At 74.0% G+C, this 22,646-nt stretch carries 18 protein-coding genes and 1 pseudogene; 12 read left to right on the top strand and 7 right to left on the bottom strand.

Annotated features, from left to right (window positions below; all coding sequences use genetic code 11):
- Positions 1–21 precede the first annotated feature (21 nt).
- From glgC to AB0L74_RS16460, 4 genes and pseudogenes are all read left to right on the top strand, one after another.
- Complete coding sequence (glgC, locus tag AB0L74_RS16475; RefSeq protein WP_365651625.1) at positions 22–1,242, top strand: glucose-1-phosphate adenylyltransferase; 1,221 nt, start codon at positions 22–24, stop codon at positions 1,240–1,242.
- Positions 1,243–1,269: 27 nt separating this feature from the next.
- Positions 1,270–1,864 (top strand): annotated as a pseudogene (locus tag AB0L74_RS16470) (hypothetical protein); the annotation flags it as partial.
- A 337-nt stretch (positions 1,865–2,201) separates the two neighbouring features.
- Positions 2,202–3,539, top strand: a complete 1,338-nt coding sequence (locus AB0L74_RS16465; protein WP_365651623.1) for a wax ester/triacylglycerol synthase family O-acyltransferase — start codon at positions 2,202–2,204, stop codon at positions 3,537–3,539.
- Positions 3,540–3,644: 105 nt separating this feature from the next.
- On the top strand, positions 3,645–5,129 hold the full coding sequence (locus tag AB0L74_RS16460) for an SDR family NAD(P)-dependent oxidoreductase (protein ID WP_365651620.1): 1,485 nt from the start codon (positions 3,645–3,647) through the stop codon (positions 5,127–5,129).
- 61 nt (positions 5,130–5,190) lie between these two features.
- Here the strand turns inward: AB0L74_RS16460 and AB0L74_RS16455 are convergent, their stop codons facing one another.
- A complete protein-coding gene (locus AB0L74_RS16455) occupies positions 5,191–5,640 on the bottom strand; it encodes a hypothetical protein (protein WP_365651669.1) in 450 nt (149 codons plus the stop codon).
- Between the two features lie 535 nt (positions 5,641–6,175).
- Here AB0L74_RS16455 and AB0L74_RS16450 point away from each other — a divergent pair.
- From AB0L74_RS16450 to AB0L74_RS16440, 3 genes are all read left to right on the top strand, one after another.
- Positions 6,176–6,349, top strand: coding sequence for a hypothetical protein (locus AB0L74_RS16450; protein ID WP_365651618.1), 174 nt, complete (start codon positions 6,176–6,178; stop codon positions 6,347–6,349).
- A 59-nt stretch (positions 6,350–6,408) separates the two neighbouring features.
- The gene (locus AB0L74_RS16445) at positions 6,409–6,891 is read left to right on the top strand and encodes a GNAT family N-acetyltransferase (protein ID WP_365651616.1); all 483 of its coding nucleotides are present in this window, start codon (positions 6,409–6,411) and stop codon (positions 6,889–6,891) included.
- 499 nt (positions 6,892–7,390) lie between these two features.
- A complete protein-coding gene (locus AB0L74_RS16440) occupies positions 7,391–10,411 on the top strand; it encodes a glycoside hydrolase family 38 C-terminal domain-containing protein (protein WP_365651614.1) in 3,021 nt (1,006 codons plus the stop codon).
- Positions 10,412–10,414: 3 nt separating this feature from the next.
- On the opposite strand, the gene AB0L74_RS16435 is transcribed toward AB0L74_RS16440, so the two are convergent.
- On the bottom strand, positions 10,415–11,836 hold the full coding sequence (locus AB0L74_RS16435) for a lipase maturation factor family protein (protein ID WP_365651612.1): 1,422 nt from the start codon (positions 11,834–11,836) through the stop codon (positions 10,415–10,417).
- A 232-nt stretch (positions 11,837–12,068) separates the two neighbouring features.
- On the opposite strand from AB0L74_RS16435, the gene AB0L74_RS16430 reads away from it, so the two are divergent.
- Both AB0L74_RS16430 and AB0L74_RS16425 read left to right on the top strand, forming a co-directional pair.
- The gene (locus tag AB0L74_RS16430; RefSeq protein ID WP_365651609.1) at positions 12,069–14,156 is read left to right on the top strand and encodes a SpoIIE family protein phosphatase; all 2,088 of its coding nucleotides are present in this window, start codon (positions 12,069–12,071) and stop codon (positions 14,154–14,156) included.
- 41 nt (positions 14,157–14,197) lie between these two features.
- The gene (locus AB0L74_RS16425; RefSeq protein WP_365651603.1) at positions 14,198–15,061 is read left to right on the top strand and encodes a DNA-formamidopyrimidine glycosylase family protein; all 864 of its coding nucleotides are present in this window, start codon (positions 14,198–14,200) and stop codon (positions 15,059–15,061) included.
- A 202-nt stretch (positions 15,062–15,263) separates the two neighbouring features.
- Here AB0L74_RS16425 and AB0L74_RS16420 read toward each other — a convergent pair whose 3' ends face one another.
- On the bottom strand, positions 15,264–15,773 hold the full coding sequence (locus tag AB0L74_RS16420) for a hypothetical protein (RefSeq protein WP_365651600.1): 510 nt from the start codon (positions 15,771–15,773) through the stop codon (positions 15,264–15,266).
- 138 nt (positions 15,774–15,911) lie between these two features.
- Entirely contained in the window at positions 15,912–16,466 is a 555-nt protein-coding gene (locus AB0L74_RS16415) for a sigma-70 family RNA polymerase sigma factor (RefSeq protein ID WP_365651597.1), read from the bottom strand.
- A gap of 230 nt (positions 16,467–16,696) precedes the next feature.
- Here AB0L74_RS16415 and AB0L74_RS16410 point away from each other — a divergent pair, with 230 nt between their 5' ends.
- A complete protein-coding gene (locus AB0L74_RS16410; RefSeq protein WP_365651594.1) occupies positions 16,697–17,839 on the top strand; it encodes a CapA family protein in 1,143 nt (380 codons plus the stop codon).
- An 81-nt stretch (positions 17,840–17,920) separates the two neighbouring features.
- On the opposite strand, the gene AB0L74_RS16405 is transcribed toward AB0L74_RS16410, so the two are convergent.
- Positions 17,921–19,333, bottom strand: coding sequence for an amino acid permease (locus AB0L74_RS16405; protein WP_365651591.1), 1,413 nt, complete (start codon positions 19,331–19,333; stop codon positions 17,921–17,923).
- A gap of 137 nt (positions 19,334–19,470) precedes the next feature.
- The gene (locus tag AB0L74_RS16400; protein ID WP_365651588.1) at positions 19,471–19,932 is read right to left on the bottom strand and encodes a universal stress protein; all 462 of its coding nucleotides are present in this window, start codon (positions 19,930–19,932) and stop codon (positions 19,471–19,473) included.
- Positions 19,933–20,123: 191 nt separating this feature from the next.
- Here AB0L74_RS16400 and AB0L74_RS16395 point away from each other — a divergent pair, with 191 nt between their 5' ends.
- Complete coding sequence (locus tag AB0L74_RS16395) at positions 20,124–20,960, top strand: polysaccharide deacetylase family protein (protein ID WP_365651585.1); 837 nt, start codon at positions 20,124–20,126, stop codon at positions 20,958–20,960.
- A gap of 30 nt (positions 20,961–20,990) precedes the next feature.
- Here the strand turns inward: AB0L74_RS16395 and AB0L74_RS16390 are convergent, their stop codons facing one another.
- Entirely contained in the window at positions 20,991–21,656 is a 666-nt protein-coding gene (locus AB0L74_RS16390; RefSeq protein WP_365651582.1) for a class F sortase, read from the bottom strand.
- Positions 21,657–21,985: 329 nt separating this feature from the next.
- On the opposite strand from AB0L74_RS16390, the gene AB0L74_RS16385 reads away from it, so the two are divergent.
- Entirely contained in the window at positions 21,986–22,471 is a 486-nt protein-coding gene (locus AB0L74_RS16385) for a hypothetical protein (protein WP_365651579.1), read from the top strand.
- The last annotated feature ends 175 nt before the right edge of the window (positions 22,472–22,646 follow it).

Raw genomic sequence — 22,646 nt, 5'->3', positions numbered from 1 at the left:
GCGAGGGTGAGGGGAGCGGCCATGCGGCGTGGGGGTCCATCGGTGCTCGGGATCGTCCTGGCGGGCGGGGAGGGCAAGCGCCTGATGCCCCTGACCGCGGACCGCGCCAAACCCGCGGTCACCTTCGGCGGCACGTACCGGCTCGTCGACTTCGTCCTGTCCAACCTCGTCAACGGGGACATCCTGCGGATCTGCGTGCTGACCCAGTACAAGTCGCACTCGCTGGACCGGCACATCACCACCACCTGGCGGATGTCCAGCCTGCTGGGCAACTACGTCACGCCCGTCCCGGCCCAGCAGCGGCTCGGCCCCCGCTGGTACCTGGGCAGCGCCGACGCGATCCTGCAGTCCCTGAACCTGGTGCACGACGAACAGCCCGACCACGTCGCCGTGTTCGGCGCCGACCACGTCTACCGCATGGACCCGCGGCAGATGCTCGCCCAGCACATCGAGTCGGGGGCGGGCGTGACGGTGGCCGGCATCCGCGTGCCGCGCGCCGAGTCGTCGTCGTTCGGCGTGATCACGCCCCGGGCGGACGGCCGTACGGTCCAGAGCTTCCTGGAGAAGCCCGCCGACCCGCCGGGCCTGGCCGAGGACCCCGACTGCGTCTTCGCCTCGATGGGCAACTACGTCTTCACCACCAAGGCGCTGATCGAGGCGCTGCACCGGGACGCCGAGGACGAGGACTCGGCACACGACATGGGCGGTTCGATCCTGCCCCAGCTCACCGAGCGGGGCGAGGCGGCGCTGTACGACTTCGGCTCCAGCCACGTGCCCGGTGAGACCAGCCGCGACCAGGGCTACTGGCGGGACGTGGGCACCCTCGACGCCTACTACGACGCCCACATGGACCTGATCGCCGAGCGTCCCGCCTTCAATCTGTACAACCGCGACTGGCCGATCTACACGCACTCGGGCCAGCTCTCGCCCGCCCGCTTCAACGCGGGCGGCATCGCCGGGGAGTCGATCATCAGCTCCGGATGCCTGATCCGCGGTCAGGTCACCCGGTCCGTGCTGTCGCCGGGGGTGGTGGTCGACCCCGGGGCGGTGGTGCAGGGCTCGGTGCTCCACGACAACGTGCACATCGGGCGGGGCGCCGTGGTGCGCGGGGCGGTGCTGGACAAGAACGTCGTGGTGCCGCCGGGCGCGACGATCGGCGTCAACCCGGAGCGGGACGCGGAGCTCTACACCGTCTCCAAGGGCGGAGTGATCGCACTGGGCAAGGGGCAGCGGGTCCGCTGACGCACGGGCCCCGGGGGCGGCCGCCCGAAGGTGACCGTCGGCGCCGACCGCGTCGGCGGCTACTTCGGGATGCGCTCGATCGCCGTGGAGAAGGTGAACGGCGTCCCGCGCACGCTCCTCAACGGCGTACCCGTCTTCCTTCGGCCGCGTCGCCGAGCAGGCCCAGTCCTGGGACCCCACCCGCCTGGTCGACAACCGGTCCGGCCTGAACCTGGGGGCCGACGGAGGCGCCGGCCACATCATGGACGAGCACGGCTACCCGAGCCCCGCCCTGCCGCCCCGCCCGGACGGCGAAGGTGCCCTGGTGAGCGGCGAGTACGGCGGTCTCGGCCTGGCGGTGCCCGGCCCCGCCTGGTCCGTGCGGCAGTCGTATGTCGACGTCGATCCGGCCACGTACACCGACGACTACCTGGCCCGGCTGGAGGAGGTGCGGGCGCTGGTCTGCCGGGGGAGCGACGGCGCCGTCTGCACCCAGATCGCCGACGTCGAGGGCGAGCTGAACGGGCTGACGACCTACGACCGCGCGGTCCTCAAGCCGGACGTGGAGCGCGTACGGGCCGCTCACCAGGCGCTGATCCGCGACGCCTCCCGGGCGGCTCCGGCCGGCCGCCCGGCGGGCTGACCGCACCGGCGGACCGGGCGTGCCCGGCCCGTGGCGCGGGGCGGGCGCGGACCGGGCGGGCCCGGCAGGCCCGCGCCCGCCGCTGCCTGGAGCCGGGCCCGCCGGGGGCCGTCACCCGCCGGGGCGAGCGAACAGCGAACCGGGGCGGCCGCCCGTCCTGCCCGATCCGTCCTCCCGGGAAGCCGGCGGCTCGCGAGGTGGCGGCCTCCCCGCCCCTCCGGGTGTGCGGGGTGTGCACTTCATCCGATAGTAACTGTGCGTAGCGAGATCGTACTTGACCGTAATCGCCGAAGGGCGATTGACTGCTGGTCCACCTTCGTCGATGCGAGGCACGCCCTTGACTTCCGACCTGCTCGCCCCTCTCGACCTCGCGTTCTGGAACATCGAGTCCGCCGAGCACCCGATGCACCTCGGAGCGCTCGGGATCTTCGCCGCGCGGTCACCGGCCGCGGGCGCCCACGCGGCGGACCTGCTCGCGGCCCGCGCCGCCGCGGTGCCCGGACTGCGCATGCGCATCCGCGACGTGTGGGAGCCGCTCGCCCTGCGGCGGCCGCTCTCCTTCGGCGGCGCCGCCCGCGAACCCGACCCCGGCTTCGACCCCCTCGACCACGTCCGGCTGCACGCGCCCGCCGCCGACTTCCACACCCCGGCGGGCCGCCTCATGGAGCGCCCGCTGGAGCGCGGCCGGCCGCCGTGGGAGGCGCATGTGCTGCCCGGGCGCGACGGCGCGTCGTTCGCCGTGCTGTTCAAGTTCCACCACGCCCTCGCCGACGGGCTGCGCGCGCTCACCCTCGCCGCGGCGATCCTCGACCCGGTGGACGCCCCGGCGCCCCGCCCGCGCCCGGCGGGGCCCCGGCGCGGCGGGCCGCCGGACGCGCGCGGACTGCCGGAAGTGCTGCGCGGCGTCCTGTCCGGCGCGGGCCGCGCCCTGGACATCGGCGCCGGTGTCGCCCTGTCCACCCTCGACGCGCGCACCTCGCCCGCGCTCACCGCCGGGCCCTCCGGTACCCGCCGCACCGCCGGCGCGACCGTCGACCTCGACGACGTGCACCGCATCCGCAAGGCCGAGGGCGGCACCGTCAACGACGTCCTGATCGCGGTCGTCGCCGGCGCCCTGCGCCGCTGGCTCGACGAACGCGGCGACGGCAGCGAGGGCGTGGCACCCCGCGCCCTGATCCCGGTCTCCAGGCGCCGCCCGCGCACCGCGCAGCCGCCGGGCAACCGGCTCTCCGGCTACCTGATACGGCTGCCCGTCGGCGATCCCGACCCGCTCGGCCGCCTCGGCGCGGTCCGCGCCGTGATGGACCGCAACAAGGACGCCGGACCCGACCGCGGACCCGGCGCCGTCGCCCTGCTCGCCGACCACGTGCCGGCGCTCGGGCACCGGCTCGGCGGACCCCTGGTCGGCCAGGCCGCCCGGCTCTGGTTCGACATCCTGGTCACCAGCGTGCCGCTGCCCGGCCCCGGCCTGAGGCTCGGCGGCCACCCGCTCACCGCCGTCCACCCCTTCGCGCCGCTGGCCCCCGGACACGCCCTGGCGGTCGCCGTCTCCACCTACCGCGGACGCGTCCACTACGGGCTGGTCGCCGACGCCGAGGCCGTGCCCGATCTCGACCGGCTCGCCCGCGCCCTGCCGGAGGAGGTGGAGACGTTGCTCACGGCCTGCGCCCCCTGACCGGCGCGGGTTTGGCGGCACCGCCCGGAGCTCCGTAGACTTCCGCGTTCGAAAGCGGGCGCGAGTCGGAGCGCCGCAACGGGTGACCAGGGAACGGCAGCGGCGATGACGGTGACAGACAACGGCCCGGCGGCCACGGACGAGGCGACCACGCCCTCCTACGGCCCCGGCATCGACCCGGAGCGCCTGGCCGTCTGCCTCGGCGTGCTGGAGGAACTCGACAAGCTGGACGTCGACCATCCCGACGCGATCAAGGTGCGCCGGGCCACCTCGCACATCTACCGCACGGTCAAACAGCGCCGCCGCCAGGAGCGCCGGGCCGCCAAGACCGCCCACGACCGGGCGGTCACCGAGGCCACCGCCACCGGCTCCGCCGAGCGGATCGACGACGAGACCGAGGGCGTCCTGCCCTCCTCCAAGGTCGAGCCCGGCCGGATCGCGGGGATACTCCAGCGCCCGCGCTCCTGCTACATCTGCAAGACGCGGTACGTCGAGGTCGACTACTTCTACCACCAGCTCTGCCAGAAGTGCGCCGCCGAGAACCGGGCCCGGCGCGACGCCCGCACCGACCTCGCCGGCAAGCGGGCGCTGCTCACCGGCGGCCGGGCCAAGATCGGCATGTACATCGCGCTCAGGCTGCTGCGCGACGGCGCGCACACCACGATCACCACACGCTTCCCCAACGACGCGATCCGCCGCTTCAAGGCCCAGCCCGACAGCGACGAGTGGATCCACCGGCTGAAGATCGTCGGCATCGACCTGCGCGACCCGGCCCAGGTCGTCGCGCTCGCCGAGTCGGTCGCCGCCGCCGGCCCGCTCGACATCCTGATCAACAACGCGGCGCAGACCGTACGCCGCTCCCCGCAGGCGTACAGCGAACTGGTCGCCGCCGAGTCCGGCCCGCTGCCCGCCGGTGAACTGCCCGCCGCCGAGGTGATCGGCACCTTCGGCTCCGGCGCGGTCGCCGAGCTCCCGGTCGCCGGGGGCGGCGCGCTCACCGCCCAGGAGGTCACCGACCTCGCGCTGGTCTCCGGCTCCGCGTCCCTGGAGCGCATCGCGGCGGGCACGGCGATCGACGCGGGCGGCCTGGTACCCGACCTGCACGACACCAACAGCTGGGTGCAGACGGTCGACGAGGTCACGCCGATCGAGCTGCTGGAGGTCCAGCTGTGCAACTCGACGGCGCCGTTCATCCTGATCAGCCGGCTGCGCCCGGCGATGGCCGCGTCCCCGGCCCGGCGCCGGTACATCGTCAACGTCTCCGCCATGGAGGGCGTCTTCGCCCGCGGCTACAAGGGCGCCGGCCACCCCCACACCAACATGGCCAAGGCCGCCCTGAACATGCTCACGCGCACCAGCGCCCAGGAGATGTTCGACAAGGACGGCATCCTGATGACGGCCGTCGACACCGGCTGGATCACCGACGAGCGCCCGCACCCCGACAAGGTCCGCCTCGCGGAGGCCGGTTTCCACGCCCCGCTCGACCTCGTCGACGGTGCCGCCCGTGTCTACGACCCCATCGTGCGCGGTGAGGCGGGCGAGGACCTGTACGGCGTCTTCCTGAAGGACTACGCGCCCGGCAAGTGGTGACGGCGGGCGGGTGGTGCTCCCCGCCCGGCGCCGGCCCGCCCGCCGCCGGGCGGGCGGGGGGTCAGTCCACCGCGCCCAGCCGGGAGTTGCCCGCCGCGACCAGTTCCAGCAGCGTGCGCCAGTCCTCCAGCACCCCCGCGTCGAAGACGGCGTCGCGGCCCTCCTCGGCCGCCTGGCGCAGGCTCAGCAGGTCGTCGTCGGCCCAGGCGCCCGGGTCGTCCTGGTGGCGCAGCAGGCGGGCGACACGGTCACCGAGCAACGACCGTACCGCCGCGGCCGTGCGGCCGCCGCGGCCTGCCCGATCGCCGGGCCACAGGAGCCGGCCGACCGGGTGCACCAGCCCGGCCACCTGGAGCTCCTTGTCGGCGGGACGGCCGCGGCGCAGCAGCGCGGCGGTCCGCAGCGCGTGGTCGTGCAGGTCGACCGGGGCGCCGCCGTGACCGGCGGCGTCCCGTGTGCCCCGGCAGGCGTACAGCAGGTCCATCAGCTCCTCGACGCCGCGCAGCTCCATGCGTCCGTCCTCCCGTGAGAAGGCCGTTGCCGTCCGCCAGCAGAGCATGGCCTCCTTGCGGCCCGGCCAACGGCACTTGAACGGCCCGGCCACGTCGGTGGCGGCCGTGCCGGACGGGAGCGAAGGGGACGGCGTCCATCGGCCCATGGGTTCCCCGTGGCCGGGCGGTATGCGCGGGCAGCGCCGGAACGTAGGCCGAACGGGTGAGAGCTCGGGCGGAGCGCACGAGGGCGCGCAGCGCACACCGGGCCCGCCGGACGCGCTGCGAAACGTCATGGTTACCCCAAGTTTTCGCTCCTATCGAGCGGCCCCCCGCTCATTTGGTTAATCTGGTGCGGACGGGCAGCACCAAGGGGCCCCAACCCGCACCCACGGCCCGTCTGGGACAAGCCGGCGCACCACGGCCTGCTCTCACCCGAGTTACCGGCGCCACCGCGTCCGAGCTGCTTTCGACCGAAACCCGAGCGGGCGTCAGGTGAGGGACGGCAGACTGGCCGGCGACGCCCGAGGGTGACCGACACATAAGGAGTGCGCGGTGACACCGGAGAAGACCAATCGCGAACAGCGCCCCACGGAACGCGCGGAGCGCGCGGGCCGCCGACCGGGCGAGATCGGCAGCCTCGACGTGTGGGCCCGCTCCGCCCCCATCCGTCTCGCGGGCTACGAGGAAGACCTCGCCGAGCCGCACATCCTGCCCAGCGTGGACTGAACACGCGGCGGGGAGCCCGCCGCGACCGCCGGCCGCATGGGCGTGCGACACTCACGCCCATGCTGATCAGGGAAGCGACGGCCGCCGACTGGCCGCACATCTGGCCGTTCTGGCACCGCATCGTCTCCGCCGGCGAGACCTATACCTGGGACCCGCAGACCACCGAGGAGCAGGCCCGGGCCCTGTGGATGAGCCCCGTCAAGCGGGTCTTCGCCGTCGAGGACGACGGCGGCGCCGTCATCGCCTCCGCCTACCTCACCCCCGGCTACGGGGGCCCCGCCGCGCGGATCGCCAACGCCGGCTTCATGGTCGATCCCGGCCACGCGGGGCGCGGCACCGGCCGCGCCCTCGCCGAGCACGTCCTGGCCGCAGCCAAGGCCGACGGCTATCGCGGCATGGTGTTCAACGCCGTCGTGGAGACCAACCCGGCCGTCGCGCTGTGGACCTCCCTCGGGTTCACGATCCTCGGCACCGTACCGGACGCGTTCGAACACCCGCGGCACGGCCGGGTGGGCCTGCACATCATGTACCGGGCGCTGTAGCGCCACCGGAGCCGCGAGCGACGCACGGCTGCGGGAACACCCGTGCCCCGCCGGACGGTTCGGCACACGCGTCGTCCCACCCGGCTCCCGGGTCGCACACCTGCGCGGACTGTCGCCCGGCCGGGTTGAGTGTCCGGGGCGGCCGCGGCGGCTTCCGCGCCTGCCGCCGTACGGGCACCGTGCCGGTCCTCCGCGCCACGGCCCCGGCCGGGCGCCGCACGTCCCGGCGCACCAGCGGCTGTCTCCGGCCGCCGCCGGTGCGGCCCCCGGCGGCCGGACACCGCGGCGGCTCGGCGCGGGTGCCGTCTCCTTCCGGTGGACCGCCCCGCGATGGGGCGCGCGGGCGGCCGGTGCCCCGGAGCCGGAGGCGGGCCCGGCACGGTTCGGGCCGTACCGGGTGGGGGAGCTTCACACCACGCCGGGTCCGCGACCCGCGGGCCCGCCCGGTCACCGCCGCAGTCCGCCGAAGCCGTCCGCACCCCAGCCACGGAGCACCCGCATGCATGACGACCGCACCCTGGTCGAAGGCCGCCTCCGGCGCGTCCTCGACGAACGCATCCGTCCCGCCGTGTACCCCGAGTCCCTGCCGCTGGGCGTCGCGGTGTGGCACGCGCCCGGCGAGCCGGTCCCGGTCGGCGAGGGCCTGGCCGCCCGGCCCGAACCCGTCGCGGTGGGCGCCCGCTGGGGCGCGCCCTGGGGCACCAGCTGGTTCCGGGTCACCGGAACCGTGCCCCAGGCCTGGGCGGGCAGGACCGTCGAGGCCATCCTCGACCTCGGCTTCGACGAGAGCATGCCCGGCTTCCAGTGCGAGGGCCTGGTGTACCGGCCCGACGGCACCCCGGTGAAGGGCCTCAACCCGCGCACCCCCTGGGTGCGCGTCGGCGCCCCCGCCGAGGGCGGCGAGGAGGTGCGCCTGCACATCGAGGCCGCCTCCAACCCCGTCATCATGGGCCCGCGCCCCTTCGCGCCGACGCCGCTCGGCGACCCGCGGACGGCGGGCGGCGAGCCGCAGTACACCCTCACCCGCATGGACCTCGCCGTCTTCGACGAGACGGTGTGGCAGCTCGTGATCGACTTGGAGGTGCTCGGCGAGCTGATGGCCGAGCTGCCCGTGGACTCACCGCGCCGCTGGGAGATCCTGCGCGCGGTGGAGCGGGCCCTGGACGCCGTCGACCTCCAGGACGTGGGCGGCACCGCCGCCGGTGCCCGTTCGCGGCTCACCGGCGTCCTCTCCCCCCCCGCCGTCCCCTCCGCGCACCGCGTCAGCGCCGTCGGCCACGCCCACATCGACTCGGCGTGGCTGTGGCCGCTGCGCGAGACCGTCCGCAAGGTCGCCCGGACCGCCGCCAACATGACCGCGCTGCTGGACGACGAGCCGGACTTCGTCTTCGCCATGTCGCAGGCCCAGCAGTGGGCGTGGGTGAAGGAACACCGGCCCGAGGTGTGGGCGCGGGTGAAGAAGGCGGTGGCCGAGGGGCGGTTCGTGCCGGCCGGCGGCATGTGGGTGGAGTCGGACACCAACATGCCCGGGTCGGAGGCGATGGCCCGGCAGTTCGTGCACGGCAAACGGTTCTTCCTCGACGAGTTCGGCATCGAGAACGAGGAGGCCTGGCTGCCGGACACCTTCGGCTTCGCCGCCGGCCTGCCGCAGATCATCAAGGCGGCCGGATCGAAGTACCTGCTGACGCAGAAGATCTCCTGGTCCCAGACGAACACGTTCCCGCACCACACCTTCCGGTGGGAGGGCATCGACGGAACCCGGATCTTCACGCACTTCCCGCCCGCCGACACCTACAACTGCGCCATGACGGGCAGCGAGCTCGCCCACGCCGTCCGCTCCTTCCGGGAGAAGGGCGCGGCCCGCCACTCCCTCGCCCCGACCGGCTGGGGCGACGGGGGCGGCGGCACCACCCGCGAGATGGTCGCCCGCGCGGCCCGGCTGCGCGACCTCGAAGGCTCGCCGACCGTGACGTGGGAGACGCCCCGGGAGTTCTTCGCCAAGGCCGCCGCCGAGTACCCCGACGCGCCCGTGTGGGCGGGCGAGCTCTACCTCGAACTGCACCGCGCCACCCTCACCAGCCAGGCCCAGACCAAGCAGGGCAACCGCCGCAGCGAACACCTCCTGCGCGAAGCCGAGCTGTGGGCGGCCACCGCCGCCGTGCGCACCGGATTCCCGTATCCGTACCAGGAGCTGGACCGCGTCTGGAAGACGGTCCTGCTGCACCAGTTCCACGACATCCTGCCCGGCTCCTCCATCGCCTGGGTCCACCGCGAGGCGCGCGCCACCTACGCGCGGATCGCCGGGGAGCTGACCGGCGTCATCGAAGCCGCCCAGCGCGCCCTGGCCGGCGAGGGCGGACTCCCCCTCGTCTTCAACGCCGCCCCGCACGCCCGGTCCGGTGTCCCGGCGGGCGGCGCGCGCACCCCCGTCACCGAGGGCCGCACGACCCTCACGGCCCGCCCCGGCGGCGGACACGTCCTGGACAACGGCCTGCTGCGGATCGAGATCGACGCCCGGGGCCTGGTGGTGTCCGCGTACGACGTCGGGGCCGACCGCGAGACGATCGCCCCCGGCCTGGCGGCGGGCCTGCTCCAGCTCCACCCCGACCTGCCGAACATGTGGGACGCCTGGGACGTCGACGCGTTCTACCGCCACTCGGTCACCGACCTCACCGACGCCGACGAGATCACCCCGGGCGAGGACGGTACGTCGGTACGGATCGTCCGCGCCTTCGGCTCCTCTCGCGCCACCCAGGTGCTGACCCTGCCGGCGGGGGAGCGGCGGCTGCTGCTGGACACCGAGGTCGACTGGCACGAGACGGAGAAGTTCCTCAAGCTCGCCTTCCCGCTCGACCTGCACGCCGACCGGTACGCGTCGGAGACCCAGTTCGGGCACGTCTACCGGCCCACGCACACCAACACCAGCTGGGAGACGGCCAAGTTCGAGGCGTGCAACCACCGCTTCGTCCATCTGGCGGAACCGGGCTGGGGCGTCGCCCTCGTCAACGACGCGACCTACGGGCACGACGTGACCCGCACGGTCCGCGGCGGCCACGATGGGGGGACCACCACGACGGTCCGCGCCTCCCTGCTGCGCGCCCCGCGCTTCCCCGACCCGGAGACCGACCAGGGCGTGCACCGCTTCCGGCACGCGCTCCTGCCGGGCGCCGGGATCGGCGACGCCGTGCGCGAGGGGTGGCGGATCAACCTGCCGGAACGGCGGCTGTCCGGAGCCCGGGAGGTCGTCCCGCTGGTGACGTCCGACCGGGACGCGGTCGTGATCACGGCCGTGAAGCTGGCCGACGACGGCGGCGGCGACGTGGTGGTCCGCTTCCACGAGGCGCACGGCGGACGGGCCCGGGCCACGCTGACCGCGGGCTTCGCCGTCGCGGACGTCACGGTGACCGACCTGCTGGAACGCCCGCTCGCGGGGGAGCCCGCCCCTCGGGCCGAGGGCGACCGGATCGCCGTACGGCTGCGGCCGTTCCAGCTCATGACCCTGCGGCTGCGGCGGGCCTGACCGCTACGGCCGCCGCGCCGCCCCCGCCAGCCGGGTGGGCGGCAGATACTCCCGCACATACGCGCGGTCCCAGCAGGCGCCCGTCTCCCGCAGCTCGCGCCAGGTGGTGTACCGGTAGCGGAACAGCCGGGCGCGGACGTACCGCGGCGGCGCGTCCGGCGGGAACGGCGAGCGGCGCAGCAGCCGCAGGGTGGCGGGGTCGCTCTCCAGGAGCCGCTCCACCAGGGTGCCGAACCACGACCCCGCGTACGCCGGTGACAGCGCGGCGAACCACATCAGCCAGTCCAGCCGCAGATGGTACGGGGCGAACTGGCGCGGCCACCGCCGCGGGTCACCGGGCTTGCCCTTGAACTCGTACTCCCGCCAGTCGGAGTCCTCGCGCGGCACCGCGTCGGCCGTGCCCTCGATCACCACCTCGTACCGGATCCGGCTGACGCTGCCGAACGCGCCGTAGGTGTTGACCAGATGCAGCGGGTCGAAGGAGCGGTTCATCACCTGGCGGCGGGAGAGCATGTTACGGACCGGCTGGTAGCTGAGGAACACCAGCAGCGCGCCCACCGCGAGAACGACGATCTCGTACCACAGCGGGGCGCCCGGCACCGCCGGCGGATCGGCCGGGAACCGCACCGCCGACAGGGCCAGCACGATGGTGATCCAGTTCAGCCAGGAGAAGTTGCCCGACAGCACCAGCCACAGCTGGGTGAGGATCATCAGGGCGGCGGCGGCCGTGGCGATGGGCTGCGGGGTGAACAGCAGGAAGGGCACCACCAGCTGGGTGACGTGGTTGGCGGCCACCTCCACGCGGTGCAGGGGTTTGGGCAGATGGTGGAAGAACCAGCTCAGCGGGCCCGGCATCGGCTGGGTCTCGTGGTGGTAGTCCAGACACGCCAGCTTCCGCCAGCACGCGTCCCCGCGCATCTTGATCAGCCCCGCGCCGAACTCCACCCGGAACAGGATCCACCGCAGCAGGAACAGCACCACGACCGGCGGCGCCACCTCGTCGTTGCCGAGCAGGACGGCGACGAAGCCGACCTCCAGCAGCAGCGACTCCCACCCGAACGAGTACCAGGTCTGCCCGACGTTCACGACCGACAGGTACAGCGCCCACGGCACCAGCCACAGCAGCATCGCGCCCCACAGCGGCAGCAGCGCGTCCAGCCCCGCGAGCAGCGCCGCCGACACCGCGCAGCCCGCCCACGCGCACGCCCCGAAGAACCGGTCGGAGTAGTGCAGCTGGAACAGGCTCGGCGCCCGCCGGAACGGCACCCGCTCGGTGAAGCGGGGCACGGGCAGCAGGCCGCGCTCGCCGATCAGCGCCCGGAACTGCAAGGCGGCCGTCAGGAAAGCGACCAGATACACGGCGGCCAGAGCCCGCTGGAAGACCAGCCGGCTCAGCCAGTAGTCGGGTGCGGTGAACCACTCCACGGCCGTGCGCTCCTTCCACCATTCTCGCGCCGGAACGCTCTGTCACTCCTGTCCGGATCCCCCGGGTGACCGTCCGTGTACCGCCGCTCCGGTTGCGTAACCCGAGCGAGTGGACCGGCACCGTTTTCGGCGGCCCCACGGACGTCTTCGGCAGCTGAGGCCGGGCGGTGACCGGGTGTGCCGAAGGAGTGCCGAACTCGAAGAATCGGGCAAATCCTGGCAAGGTAGGGCCATGGTTGATCGGGGAGCGAGCGCCCTGTCCCTCCCGGACGAGTGGCCCGCCCGCCCGGAGCCGATCCTGGCGCTCAACCGCATGGGCAGCTTCGACTGGGATCTGGACAGCGGCCTGTTCCACATGGACGCCCAGGCCCACGAGGTGTTCGACCTGCGTCCCGAGGAGTTCGACGGGCGGCCCGAGAGCCTGTCCCCGCGCGTCCCGCAGGCCGAAGGGCGGCGCCTGGACGCCCTCGTCGCCCAGGCCATGAAGGACGGCAGCGAGAACTACGGCACGTACTTCCGCCTGCGGTGCCGGGACGGCACGCTGCGCTGGACCCACACCCAGGGCTACATCCGGCGCGACGAGAGCGGCCGCCCCCACCGGATCGTCGGCATCGTGCGGGACGCCACCGAGGAGGTCGGCGACCTGGAGGCCCGCCGCGCGCAGGCCGCCCAGGACGAGGCCCGCCGCCGGCAGACCGACGTCGTCCAGGTCGCCACGGCCGCCCTCGCCCACGCCCGCACCGTGAACGACGTGATGGACGCCCTGCGGGACACCCACGGCCTCACCCGCCTGGGCGCCACCAGTCTCGTGATGGGCCTGGTCGAGGGCGGCCGCATCCGGCTGGTCGCCGACGGCCCCGACAACGGCTTCGTCCCCGGCACCCGGATCACCCGGATCGACGAGCCCTACCCGATGAGCGAGGCCGTGCGCACCCTCAGTCCGCGCTTCATCGAGTCGCCGGAGGAGTTCGCGGAGCGTTACCCGGTCCTGTGGCCGCACCTTACCCACCTGCACATCACCGCCGCCGCCTACCTGCCGCTGATCGCCCAGGCCCGCCCGATCGGGGCGATGGGCCTGCTCTACAGCGACCGGCGCGGATTCTCGCCCGAGGACCGCAACGTGCTCGTCGCCCTCGGCAGCGGCATCGCGCAGAGCCTGCAACGGGCGATGCTCTACGAGCAGGAGATGGACCTCGCCCAGGGCCTCCAGCAGGCCATGCTGCCGCGCACCATCCCCAGCGTGCCCGGCTGCGACGTCGCCGTCCGCTATCGTGCCGCCACCCTCGGCGGCTCCCTGGGCCGCGACATCGGGGGCGACTGGTACGACCTCATCCCGCTGCCCGGCGGACGCGTCGGCGCCGTCATCGGCGACGTCCAGGGCCACGACACGCACGCCGCCGCCGTCATGGGCCAGCTGCGCATCGTCCTGCGCGCCTACGCCGCCGAGGGACACACCCCGGCCACCGTGATGGCCCGCGCCTCCGTCTTCCTCCACGAACTCGACACCGACCGCTTCGCCACCTGCCTGTACGCGGAGGCCGACCTGGCCACCGGCGTGGTCCAGGTGGTCCGGGCGGGGCACATCGACCCGCTGGTGCGCCACCCCGACGGAACCTGCCGCCGGGTGCCCGTCGAGGGCGGGATGCCGCTCGGCCTGTCCGCCGAGTTCGGGCGGCTCGCCTACCCGGTCGGCACCCTGGAGCTCGATCCGGGCAGCACCCTGCTGCTGTGCACCGACGGCCTGGTGGAGACGCCCGGCGCCGATCTCGACGACGGCGTGCAGGCCCTCGCGGCGCTCGTCGCCGCCGGACCGGAGGACGTCCGGGACCTCGCCGGCCGGCTCATCGAGGTCTTCGAGGACCGCGGCGGCGAGGACGACGTGGCGCTGCTCCTGCTGCGCCGCCGCGGCCTGGACGCCCCGCGCTCCGGCGGGCGGCTCCAGCAGCACGTGGCCCCCGGCGACCCCGAGGCGCTGACCGGGGCCCGGCACATGATCCGCGCCGCGGTCCGCGCCTGGGGCGCCGCGGGCCAGGCCGACGAGATCGAGCTGGCCGCCGGCGAACTGCTCACCAACGCCCTCATGCACACCGAGGGCGCGGCCATCGTCACCCTGCGGGTCCTCACCGGCGCCGACCGCAGGCTGCGCGTGGAGGTCGAGGACTCCTCCAGCGCCCTGCCGCGCCACCGGGAGGCGGGGGAGACCGGGGTCTCCGGACGGGGGCTGGTCCTGGTCGAGACGCTCGCCGAGGCATGGGGGGTCGAGGCCCGGGGCGGCGGCAAGTGCGTGTGGTGCGAGTTCGTGGTGCCCCGGCGGGAGTGAGCCGCCTGGCACGACCGGCGCCGGGTGGGCAGTCTGGACGTATGCCGGAACTGCCCGAGGTCGAGGCGCTCGCGGACTTCCTCACCGAGCACCTCGTCGGCCGCACGATCGTACGGGTGCTGCCCGTGGCCGTCAGCGTCCTGAAGACGTACGACCCTCCGGTCACGGCCGTGGAGGGCCACGAGGTCGCCGCCGTGCGCCGGTACGGCAAGTTCCTCGGCATCGCGACGGCCGGCGGCCCGCATCTGGTGATCCACCTGGCCCGCGCCGGCTGGCTGCACTGGAAGGACCCGCTGCCCGGCGGCATGCCCCGCCCCGGCAAGGGCCCGCTGGCGCTGCGCGTCGCCCTGGAGACCGGGGAGGGCTTCGACCTGACCGAGGCGGGCACCCAGAAGCGGCTCGCGGTGTACGTCGCCGGGGACCCGCGGGAGGTACCGGGCGTCGCGCGCCTGGGGCCCGACCCGCTCGCCGCCGACTTCGACGAGGCCCGCCTGGCCGCCCTGCTGAAGGACGAGCGCCGGCAGCTCAAGGGCGCGCTGCGCGACCAGAGCCTGATCGCGGGCGTCGGCAACGCCTACAGCGACGAGATCCTGCACGCCGCGAAGATGTCCCCGTTCAAACTGGCCGCCTCCCTCACCCCCGAGGAGACCGCGCGCCTGTACGAGGCGCTGCGCGTCACGCTCACCGAGGCCGTCGAACGGGCCCGGGGCCTGGCGGCCGGACGGCTGAAGGCCGAGAAGAAGAGCGGCCTGCGCGTCCACGGGCGCACCGGTGAGCCCTGCCCGGTGTGCGGCGACACCATCCGCGAGGTCTCCTTCAGCGACTCCTCGCTCCAGTACTGCCCGACCTGCCAGACCGGCGGCAAGCCGCTGGCGGACCGCAGGCTGTCGCGGCTGCTCAAGTAGGGCCCGGCTGCCCCCGGCCCGCCGTCGCCGGCCTGACGCGCCCGGCCGGCCGGAGGCAGGCGCGTGAGGGGCCACGTCCCCGGACAGTCGCCGCGCCCCGATCCTCGTAGTCGACGCACTCGGGGCAGGGCCCGGTGCGGCGCGAGGGCGTCCAAGGCGTCGCGAGGCGGACGGGAGTTCGACGACGGGGCCTGGAGCAGCCCTAGAACAGGTGGATGGCGAGATGGCCGAGGGGCAGGCCCAGCTGCCACGCCGGGGTCCACACCTTCGGTCCCTCGTCCTCACCGGCCGCCGCCGGTCCGCCCGGCACGGCGTTGAGGTCGGGTGCGAGCAGTTCGGTCTCCCGCAGCCAGCGCCACGCCTCCCGGGCCAGCTCCAGGTCCGGGCCGGGCCGGCCGGGGGCGCCGGCGGCCACCTCGTCCAGGCGCTCGCGCACCCATTCCTGCCAGGGCTGGTCGTAGGCGGTCAGGGAGAGCCAGGTCTCCAGTCGTGAGACGACCCGGACGCCGGGCAGCTCTCCCTCGGTGTCGGACAGGAAGACCGTCAGCGCCAGCGCGTCCCGGCCCGCGCGGAACTCGAACGACGTCGGCGGCATCAGGTCGCCGGTGCGCAGCAGCTCGTCGGCGATGTACTCGGCGTACAACCACGCCATGGGGACGACGAGTTCACCGTCGCCGGTGCCGTCCGTGCCCTCGTGACCTCTGTGCAGCATCCCTTCCTGCCTTCCTCCGGTGCGTAGGCGTCGCCCGGTCCCGGGCCTTCCGGGTCCGGAACACGGACGGGACCAGCCGATTACCCCACCGGTCTCTTCGGCAAGGCGCTTTACGGAGGTTTGACCCGGCCGCCCGTTTCACCGCAGGTCGGTGGTGTAACCCGGCAGAACCCTGCGCAGGGCGCGCAGCGCGTAGTATGCGCGGGACTTCACGGTACCGGGCGGAATGCCCAGGGCCGTCGCCGCTTCCGCCACAGTCGCCCCTTCGAAATACACGAGCACCAGGACTTCACGGTGTTCCGGCGTGAGTGTCTTCACAGCCTCGCGTACGTCCAGCGCGGCGGCGGCCCGCTCGGCGTGATCGGCGCACACGCGCGCGTTCTCCAAGGCGGCGGCGTCGCCGACCTCCGCGGGCCGCGCCTGCCGGGCCCGCCGCGCGTCGATCGCCAGCCGCCGGGCCACGGTGAGCAGCCAGGGCCGTACGGAGTCGAAGGCGTCGGCGCGCAGGGCCTCCGGGTGCTGCCAGGCGCGGACCAGGGTCTCCTGCACCAGGTCCTCGGCGCGCTGCCGGTCGCCGTCGCACAGCCGCAGCAGCAGCGCGAACAGCGGCCGGCCGTGCTCGCGCTGGAGCGCGGCGAGCTCGTGCTCGGCGGTCGTCGCGTTCGTCGGGTGGGAGAGGATTCCGGCCGTCATGGCCGTATGGCATCGCAGGGCGCCCCTCGGGGACAGCCCGCGCACCGCGGAGTGCGGCGGGCGGTCGATCGCGTCGGCGAACGGTTCGACGAACGGTCGGCCCGGCCCGCTCGCGGGTGCCGGACGGGCTAATGAGCGTGTCGGAGCCGTCCGCCGCGGCGCGAGACTCCTTATCTGTTTTGTAGGTAAATGTGAATTTCATGCGCCGAGTCACCGAACGGGGTGAGCGGATGATCACACGCAGCAGACAGGTGGCCCTGGTTCTGACGGCCGTCCTCACCGCGGGCGCGGCCTGCCAGGCCCGCGACCGGGAACCCTCCGGACGCTCGGCGCCGCCCTCCGCCGACGCCTTCACCCTGGTCGCTTCCGGCGACGTCCTGCCGCACAGCTCGGTCATCGAGCGGGCCGCCTTCGACGCGGGCGGCACCGGTTACGACTTCCGCCCCATGCTCGCCGGCGTCGAACCCGTCGTCTCGGGCGCCGACGTGGCCCTGTGCCACATGGAGACGGTGTACGGCGAGAACGGCGACTACACCGGCTACCCCACCTTCAAGTCGCCGCCCGAGGTGGCCCGGGGCCTGGCCGCCACGGGCTACGACGGCTGCTCCACCGCCTCCAACCACAGCCTCGACGACGGCGCCGACGGCATCCACCGCACCCTGAACGCCCTGGACCGCGCGGGAGTGCGGCACGCCGGCTCGGCCCGTACCGAGGGCGAGGCCCGGACCGTCACGATCCTGCGCGCGGGCCGCGCCCGCCTGGCCCACCTCGCCTACACCTACGACACCAACGGCCACCCGATGCCGCCCGGGCGGCCGTGGGCGGTGAACCTCATCGACGCCGACCGGATCCTCGCGGACGCCCGCGCGGCGCGACGGGCCGGCGCCGACGTGGTCGCCGTCTCCCTGCACTGGGGGACGGAGTGGCGGGACGACCCCGACGAGCGGCAGCTGGCGCTGGCCCGGCGGCTCACCGCGGCCCGCACGGCGGGCCGCCCCGACATCGATGTGATCCTCGGCACCCATGCCCATGTGCCGCAGCCGTACCAGAGGGTCAACGGGACCTGGGTGGTCTACGGCATGGGCGATCAGATCGCCGGCCGGATGGTGAACCACGACGGCGTGGCGGACCCGCGCGGCAACGAGTCGACGATCGCCCGCTTCACCTTCGCCCCGCCCGCCCGGCCCGGCGGACGCTGGGAGGTGCGGAAGGCCGAGTTCGTCCCCCAGCTGTTCGACGTCGACGCCGGCCGCGTGGTCGACCTCAACCGGGCGATCGCCCGGGGCGCCCAGGCGCGCGCGGTGCGCGACCGGATCCGGGACGTGGTGCTCAGCCGGGGCGCCGCGCGGGACGGGCTGGTGATGGGGGAGTAGCCCGCGTCAGGTCTCGGCGACGTGACGGCGCACCGCCGACGGCGCCGGGCACCGCCCGCGGCCTGATCCAGACGAAAGACCCTAACGCCGGGCCAGCTCCGACCTCCGGTACGAGTACCCGAAGTAGATCACGAGCCCGAGCGCGAACCACACGGCGAACCGCACCCAGGTCTGCCACTGGAGGAACGTGATCAGCCAGATGGAGAAGACGACACCCAGCGCCGGCACGAACGGCATCCACGGCGTGCGGAAGGTGCGCGGCAGGTCGGGCTGCCGGTAGCGCAGCACGATCACCGCCGTGCACACCACCGCGAACGCCAGCAGGATGCCGATGTTGGTCAGCTCGGCCGCCTCGCCGATCGGCAGGAACCCGGCGATGGCGGCCGACGCGGCCCCGACGATCCAGGTGACCCGGGTGGGCACGTGCCGCGTCGGGTGCGTCTTGGCGAACCACCGGGGCAGCAGACCGTCCCGGGACATGCTGAACCACACCCGGGTCACCCCGAGCATGAACGTGAACATGACGGTGAGGATGCCGATGATCGCGCCCACCGCGATGACGTCCGCCAGCCCGCCCAGCCCCACCGACTTGAACGCCGTCGAAAAACCGCTCTCCTTGTCGATGTCCTCGTAGTCCTGCATACCCGTCAGCACCAGGCAGGCGGCCGCGTACAGCACCATCGAGACGGCGAGCGAGTAGATGATCGCCTTCGGCATGTGCCGCTGCGCGTCCTTGGACTCCTCGGCCGCCGTCGACATCGCGTCGTAGCCGAAGACGGCGAAGAACACCGTCGCCGCGCCCGTGAACGCCCCGCCGACGCCGTACGGGAAGAACGGGTTGTAGTGCGCCGTGTCGATGTGGAAGACCCCGACCGCGACCACCAGCAGCACCACCAGCACCTTCAGCACGACCACCACCATCTCGAAGCGGGCGGCGTTCTTGATGCCGAGGGTGAGCAGATACGCGATGAACAGACACAGCACCGCCGCGAACAGATCGACCTTGTGCCCCTCCCCGGTGCCGGGCGCCCCCAGCATCCAGGCCGGCAGGTCGGCGCCCATCTCACCGACGAGGAAACTGAAGTAGCCGGAGATGCCGATGGCGACCACCGCGACGATCGCCGTGTACTCCAGCAGCAGGTCCCAGCCGATGAACCAGCCCGCGAGCTCGCCGAGCACCGCGTAACCGTAGGTGTAGGCGGAGCCCGCCTTCGGGATCAGCCCGGCGAACTCCGCGTACGACAGCGCCGCCGCGGCGCTCGCGACACCGGCGATGAGGAAGGAGACGAGGACCGCGGGACCCGCCGTGCCGTTGGCGACCGTCCCGGCGAGGGTGAAGATGCCCGCGCCGATGATGCCGCCCACCCCGATCGCGGTCAGCTGCCACAGTCCCAGCGACCGCTCCAGCCGCGTGCCCTCACCGACCTCCGTCTCCTCGATGTGCTCGATCGGTTTGCGGCGGAGAATCCCCTCGCTCCGACGGAACCCGGCCATGCTCCTCACCTCTTCGTGATCGGCAAACGGCTGACGGCGGATCATGATGGCCCAGCCGCGTCCGGGACGGAAGACGCCACGCACACCCGCGCGGCACACCGGGCTCCGGCCGCCGGGCGCGGCTGCGGCACCACCGTCTACGGCACCACCGTCACCGGCCAGCGCCCCGCCTTCACCAGCCGGACCGCCACCGAGCCGACGATCCGGTGGCCGGCCTGCTCGGAGGCGCCCACGACCACGGCGTCCGCCTTCAGCTCGTCGGCGGCCCGGACCAGGCCGTTGTAGGGATCACCGCGGAAGGTGTGGAACTCCCAGCGCACCTCGAATATCCCCTTGACCCGCTCGGCCGCCTCCCGGATCTGCGCCACCAGCTCCTCGGCGATCTCGTCGGTCGCGTCGGCCACCGGGGCGCCCAGCGCCGCGCCCGCCGCAAGCACCGGCCGCACGTACACCACGGCGAGCAGCGCCCGCTGCCGCCGGGCCAGCCCGCCGGCGTAGGCCGCGGCACGGAGCGAGGAGTCCGAGCCGTCCACCCCGACCACGATGACCTTCGGTCCGTCCGTGCCCCGCTCGAACTGATGGGAGTGCTGTTCCGTCACGCCGGGAGGCTACCGGAAGCTCCCACCCGGCCCGCCGGCCGGAGCCGCCCGGCCGGGTGGGAGCGGGCCCCGCCCCGCCCCCGCGCCGGTCGTGCGCCGCGCCCCGGTTCACTGGGCCGGGCGGGTGGTTTCCCGCCGCCGCACCGGTGTTGCAGAGGAGCGGCGCCCGCCCGCCGGGCGACTGATGAGTCATGAAGAAGGTTCAGTTGCTCACGCGGCGCCGCGCCCTGCTCGCCGGCGCCGCGGCCGTGGCGGCGGCCGGCACCGCGGGCGTGCTCGCCACGGGCCCCGGGGACGCGCCGGTCCTCCCGGCCGCCCCCGTCCCCGGCCCGCCGGCCCGTCGCGCGCAGCGGCCCTCCGCCTACCGCCTCCGGCCGCTGACCGGCTACGGCTCGCCGCGGGCCGTGCCCGTCCGGCCCCCGGTACGGCGTGAGCCGCTGCTGCGCATGTCCGGACGCGGCCGCGCCATGGTGCTGACCTTCGACGACGGCCCCGACCCCCGCTACACCCCGGACATCCTGGACACGCTGGCCGAGTACGAGGTGCGCGCCATGTTCTTCGTGTGCGGGGAGATGGCCGACGGCAACAGGGACCTGCTGGCCCGGATGGCCGACGAGGGGCACGTCGTCGGCAACCACACCTGGTCCCACCCGCTGCTCACCCGTCTCACCCGGCGCCGGATCCGCTGGGAGATGGAAACCACCTGCGACGTCATCGAGGAGGCGTACGGCGAACGCCCCCTGTGGTTCCGGGCCCCCTACGGCGCCTGGAACCGGGCCGCCTTCCAGCTCGGCGCCGAACTCGGCATGGAGCCCCTCGGCTGGACCGTCGACACCCTCGACTGGACCACCCCCGGCGCCCGCACCATCGTCGACCGGGTCGAGGACGGCGCCGCCCCCGGCGTCGTCGTGCTCTCCCACGACGCCGGGGGCGACCGCTCCCAGAGCGTGACGGCGCTGCGCCGCTACCTGCCGTATCTGCTGGACTCCGGCTACCACATCACCGTCCCCCGCCGGCAGTACGCCTGACCGGTCCCCGCCGGCCCGGCCGGGGACCGGTCAGCGGATCGCGGCCAGGCGGGCGAAGGCGACGACGTTCGCCTCGTAACCGTCCTGCTCGGAGAAACCGCCGCCGCAGGTGATGACCCGCAGTTCCGGGGCGCCTTTGGAGGCGTAGACCCGGTCGCCCGGGAAGTCGTCCTTCGCGAAGACCTCCAGGCCGTAGATCTCGAACACGGCGGTCTTCCCGTCCTGGCGGGCGACTTCCACCTCGTTCCCCTTCTTCAGGGCGCCCAGCCCGTAGAAGACGGCGGGGCCCTGCTCGTTGTCGACGTGTCCCACGACGACGGCGGTGCCCTTCTCCCCGGGGGACACGGCACCGGTGAACCAGCCGGCCAGGTTCGGGTCCTCCGGCGGCGGGGCGCCGACCCAGCCGTCCGCGTCCAGACCGACCGGCATCATCGGGGCGTCGACCTGGATCGCGGGGATCCGGACCCGGTCGGGCGCGGAGTACGGCAGCGGCCGGGGGGCCGGGGCGGCGGAGGCGCCATCGAGGACACGGCTGTCGGAGGCCGCCGCCGAGGCCGGCTGCGGCGGGCCCACGTCGAACTCACCGGAACCGTTCCGGATCAGCGCGAGGCCGGTCAGCAGGACCAGCGCTATGACCCCCCAGGGAGCGCGCTTGCGCTGCCGCTCCTCCGCTTCGGCCGGCTCCCACGCAGACATTCGCCACCCTTCTCGGCACGGCCGTCGCCGTGTCATGTCGCGCATGGGAAAACGCTAAGCGCGGTGCGCGCGACCGGCGACGCGGCGGCAGCGAACGGGTGGCGCCCCTCCCTCCCTGCGCCATCCGGGGGCCTGCCCACCGGCGCTTTCTGACGGACCGTGACCTGCGGGGATATCCACGCCCGAGGTTTCCCCCGGCGTGTTCGCTCACCGGGACGGACCATCCCCGACATGCGGCGCCGGGCGGGGCGACTCAGGGTCTTCGTGGGAGACGCTTTCTCGCCGATCGACCGGGGACGGGTCCCGGGGCGTCTTCCGCGGAGGAACACATGCGTAACTCTCGTGCCCTTGCGGCCGCCGGAGCCGCGGTCGCCGTCCTCGGGCTCGCCGCCCCCACGGCCGCCGCGTGGGACACGCCGAGCAACATCGTCGCCCTGCCCAGCGTCATCGCCCGCGGCGGCCAGCTCACCGTCACGGTCGACGGCTGCCCGCGCGGCGGCACGATGACCTCCCGCGCGTTCCCGACCACCCGACTGACCCCGGTCAGGGGTGCCAACGAGACCTCCAAGGGCGTCGCCACCATCAAGCGGGACGCCCGTCCGGGCTCGTACGACATCACGGTCAACTGCTCCGGCAGGACCCTGACCCGCCCGGCTGCCTTCACCGTCATCGGGGGTGTCCGCGGCGGCATCGGCGGCAGCAGCTCCAGTGGAGCGACCCGGGCCGACATCGCCATCGGCGGCGGGCTCGTCGTCGCGGCCGTCGCCGGGGGCGGCCTGTTCTGGATGCGCCGCCGCGCCGAGAAGCGCGTCTGACCGCCGCCGTCTCCCGGCCGTACGCCGGGCACCGTACTCGGGGCGGTCCCACGGGGGCGGGCCGCCCCGTCGATCCTCCGGCCCCGAGTGGCAGTCGCGGACCTCTTCCGCTCGCGCCCGGAACGCGCCTCGATGGCGGCAGCACCGGGAAGGCGCGTGCCGCGCCGCGATCGCA

This window comes from Streptomyces sp. NPDC052020, assembly GCF_040680575.1.
GTDB lineage: Bacteria > Actinomycetota > Actinomycetes > Streptomycetales > Streptomycetaceae > Streptomyces.
The sequence above is the reverse complement of the archived record's forward strand: the minus strand, read 5'-3'. Positions and strand labels throughout refer to the sequence as shown.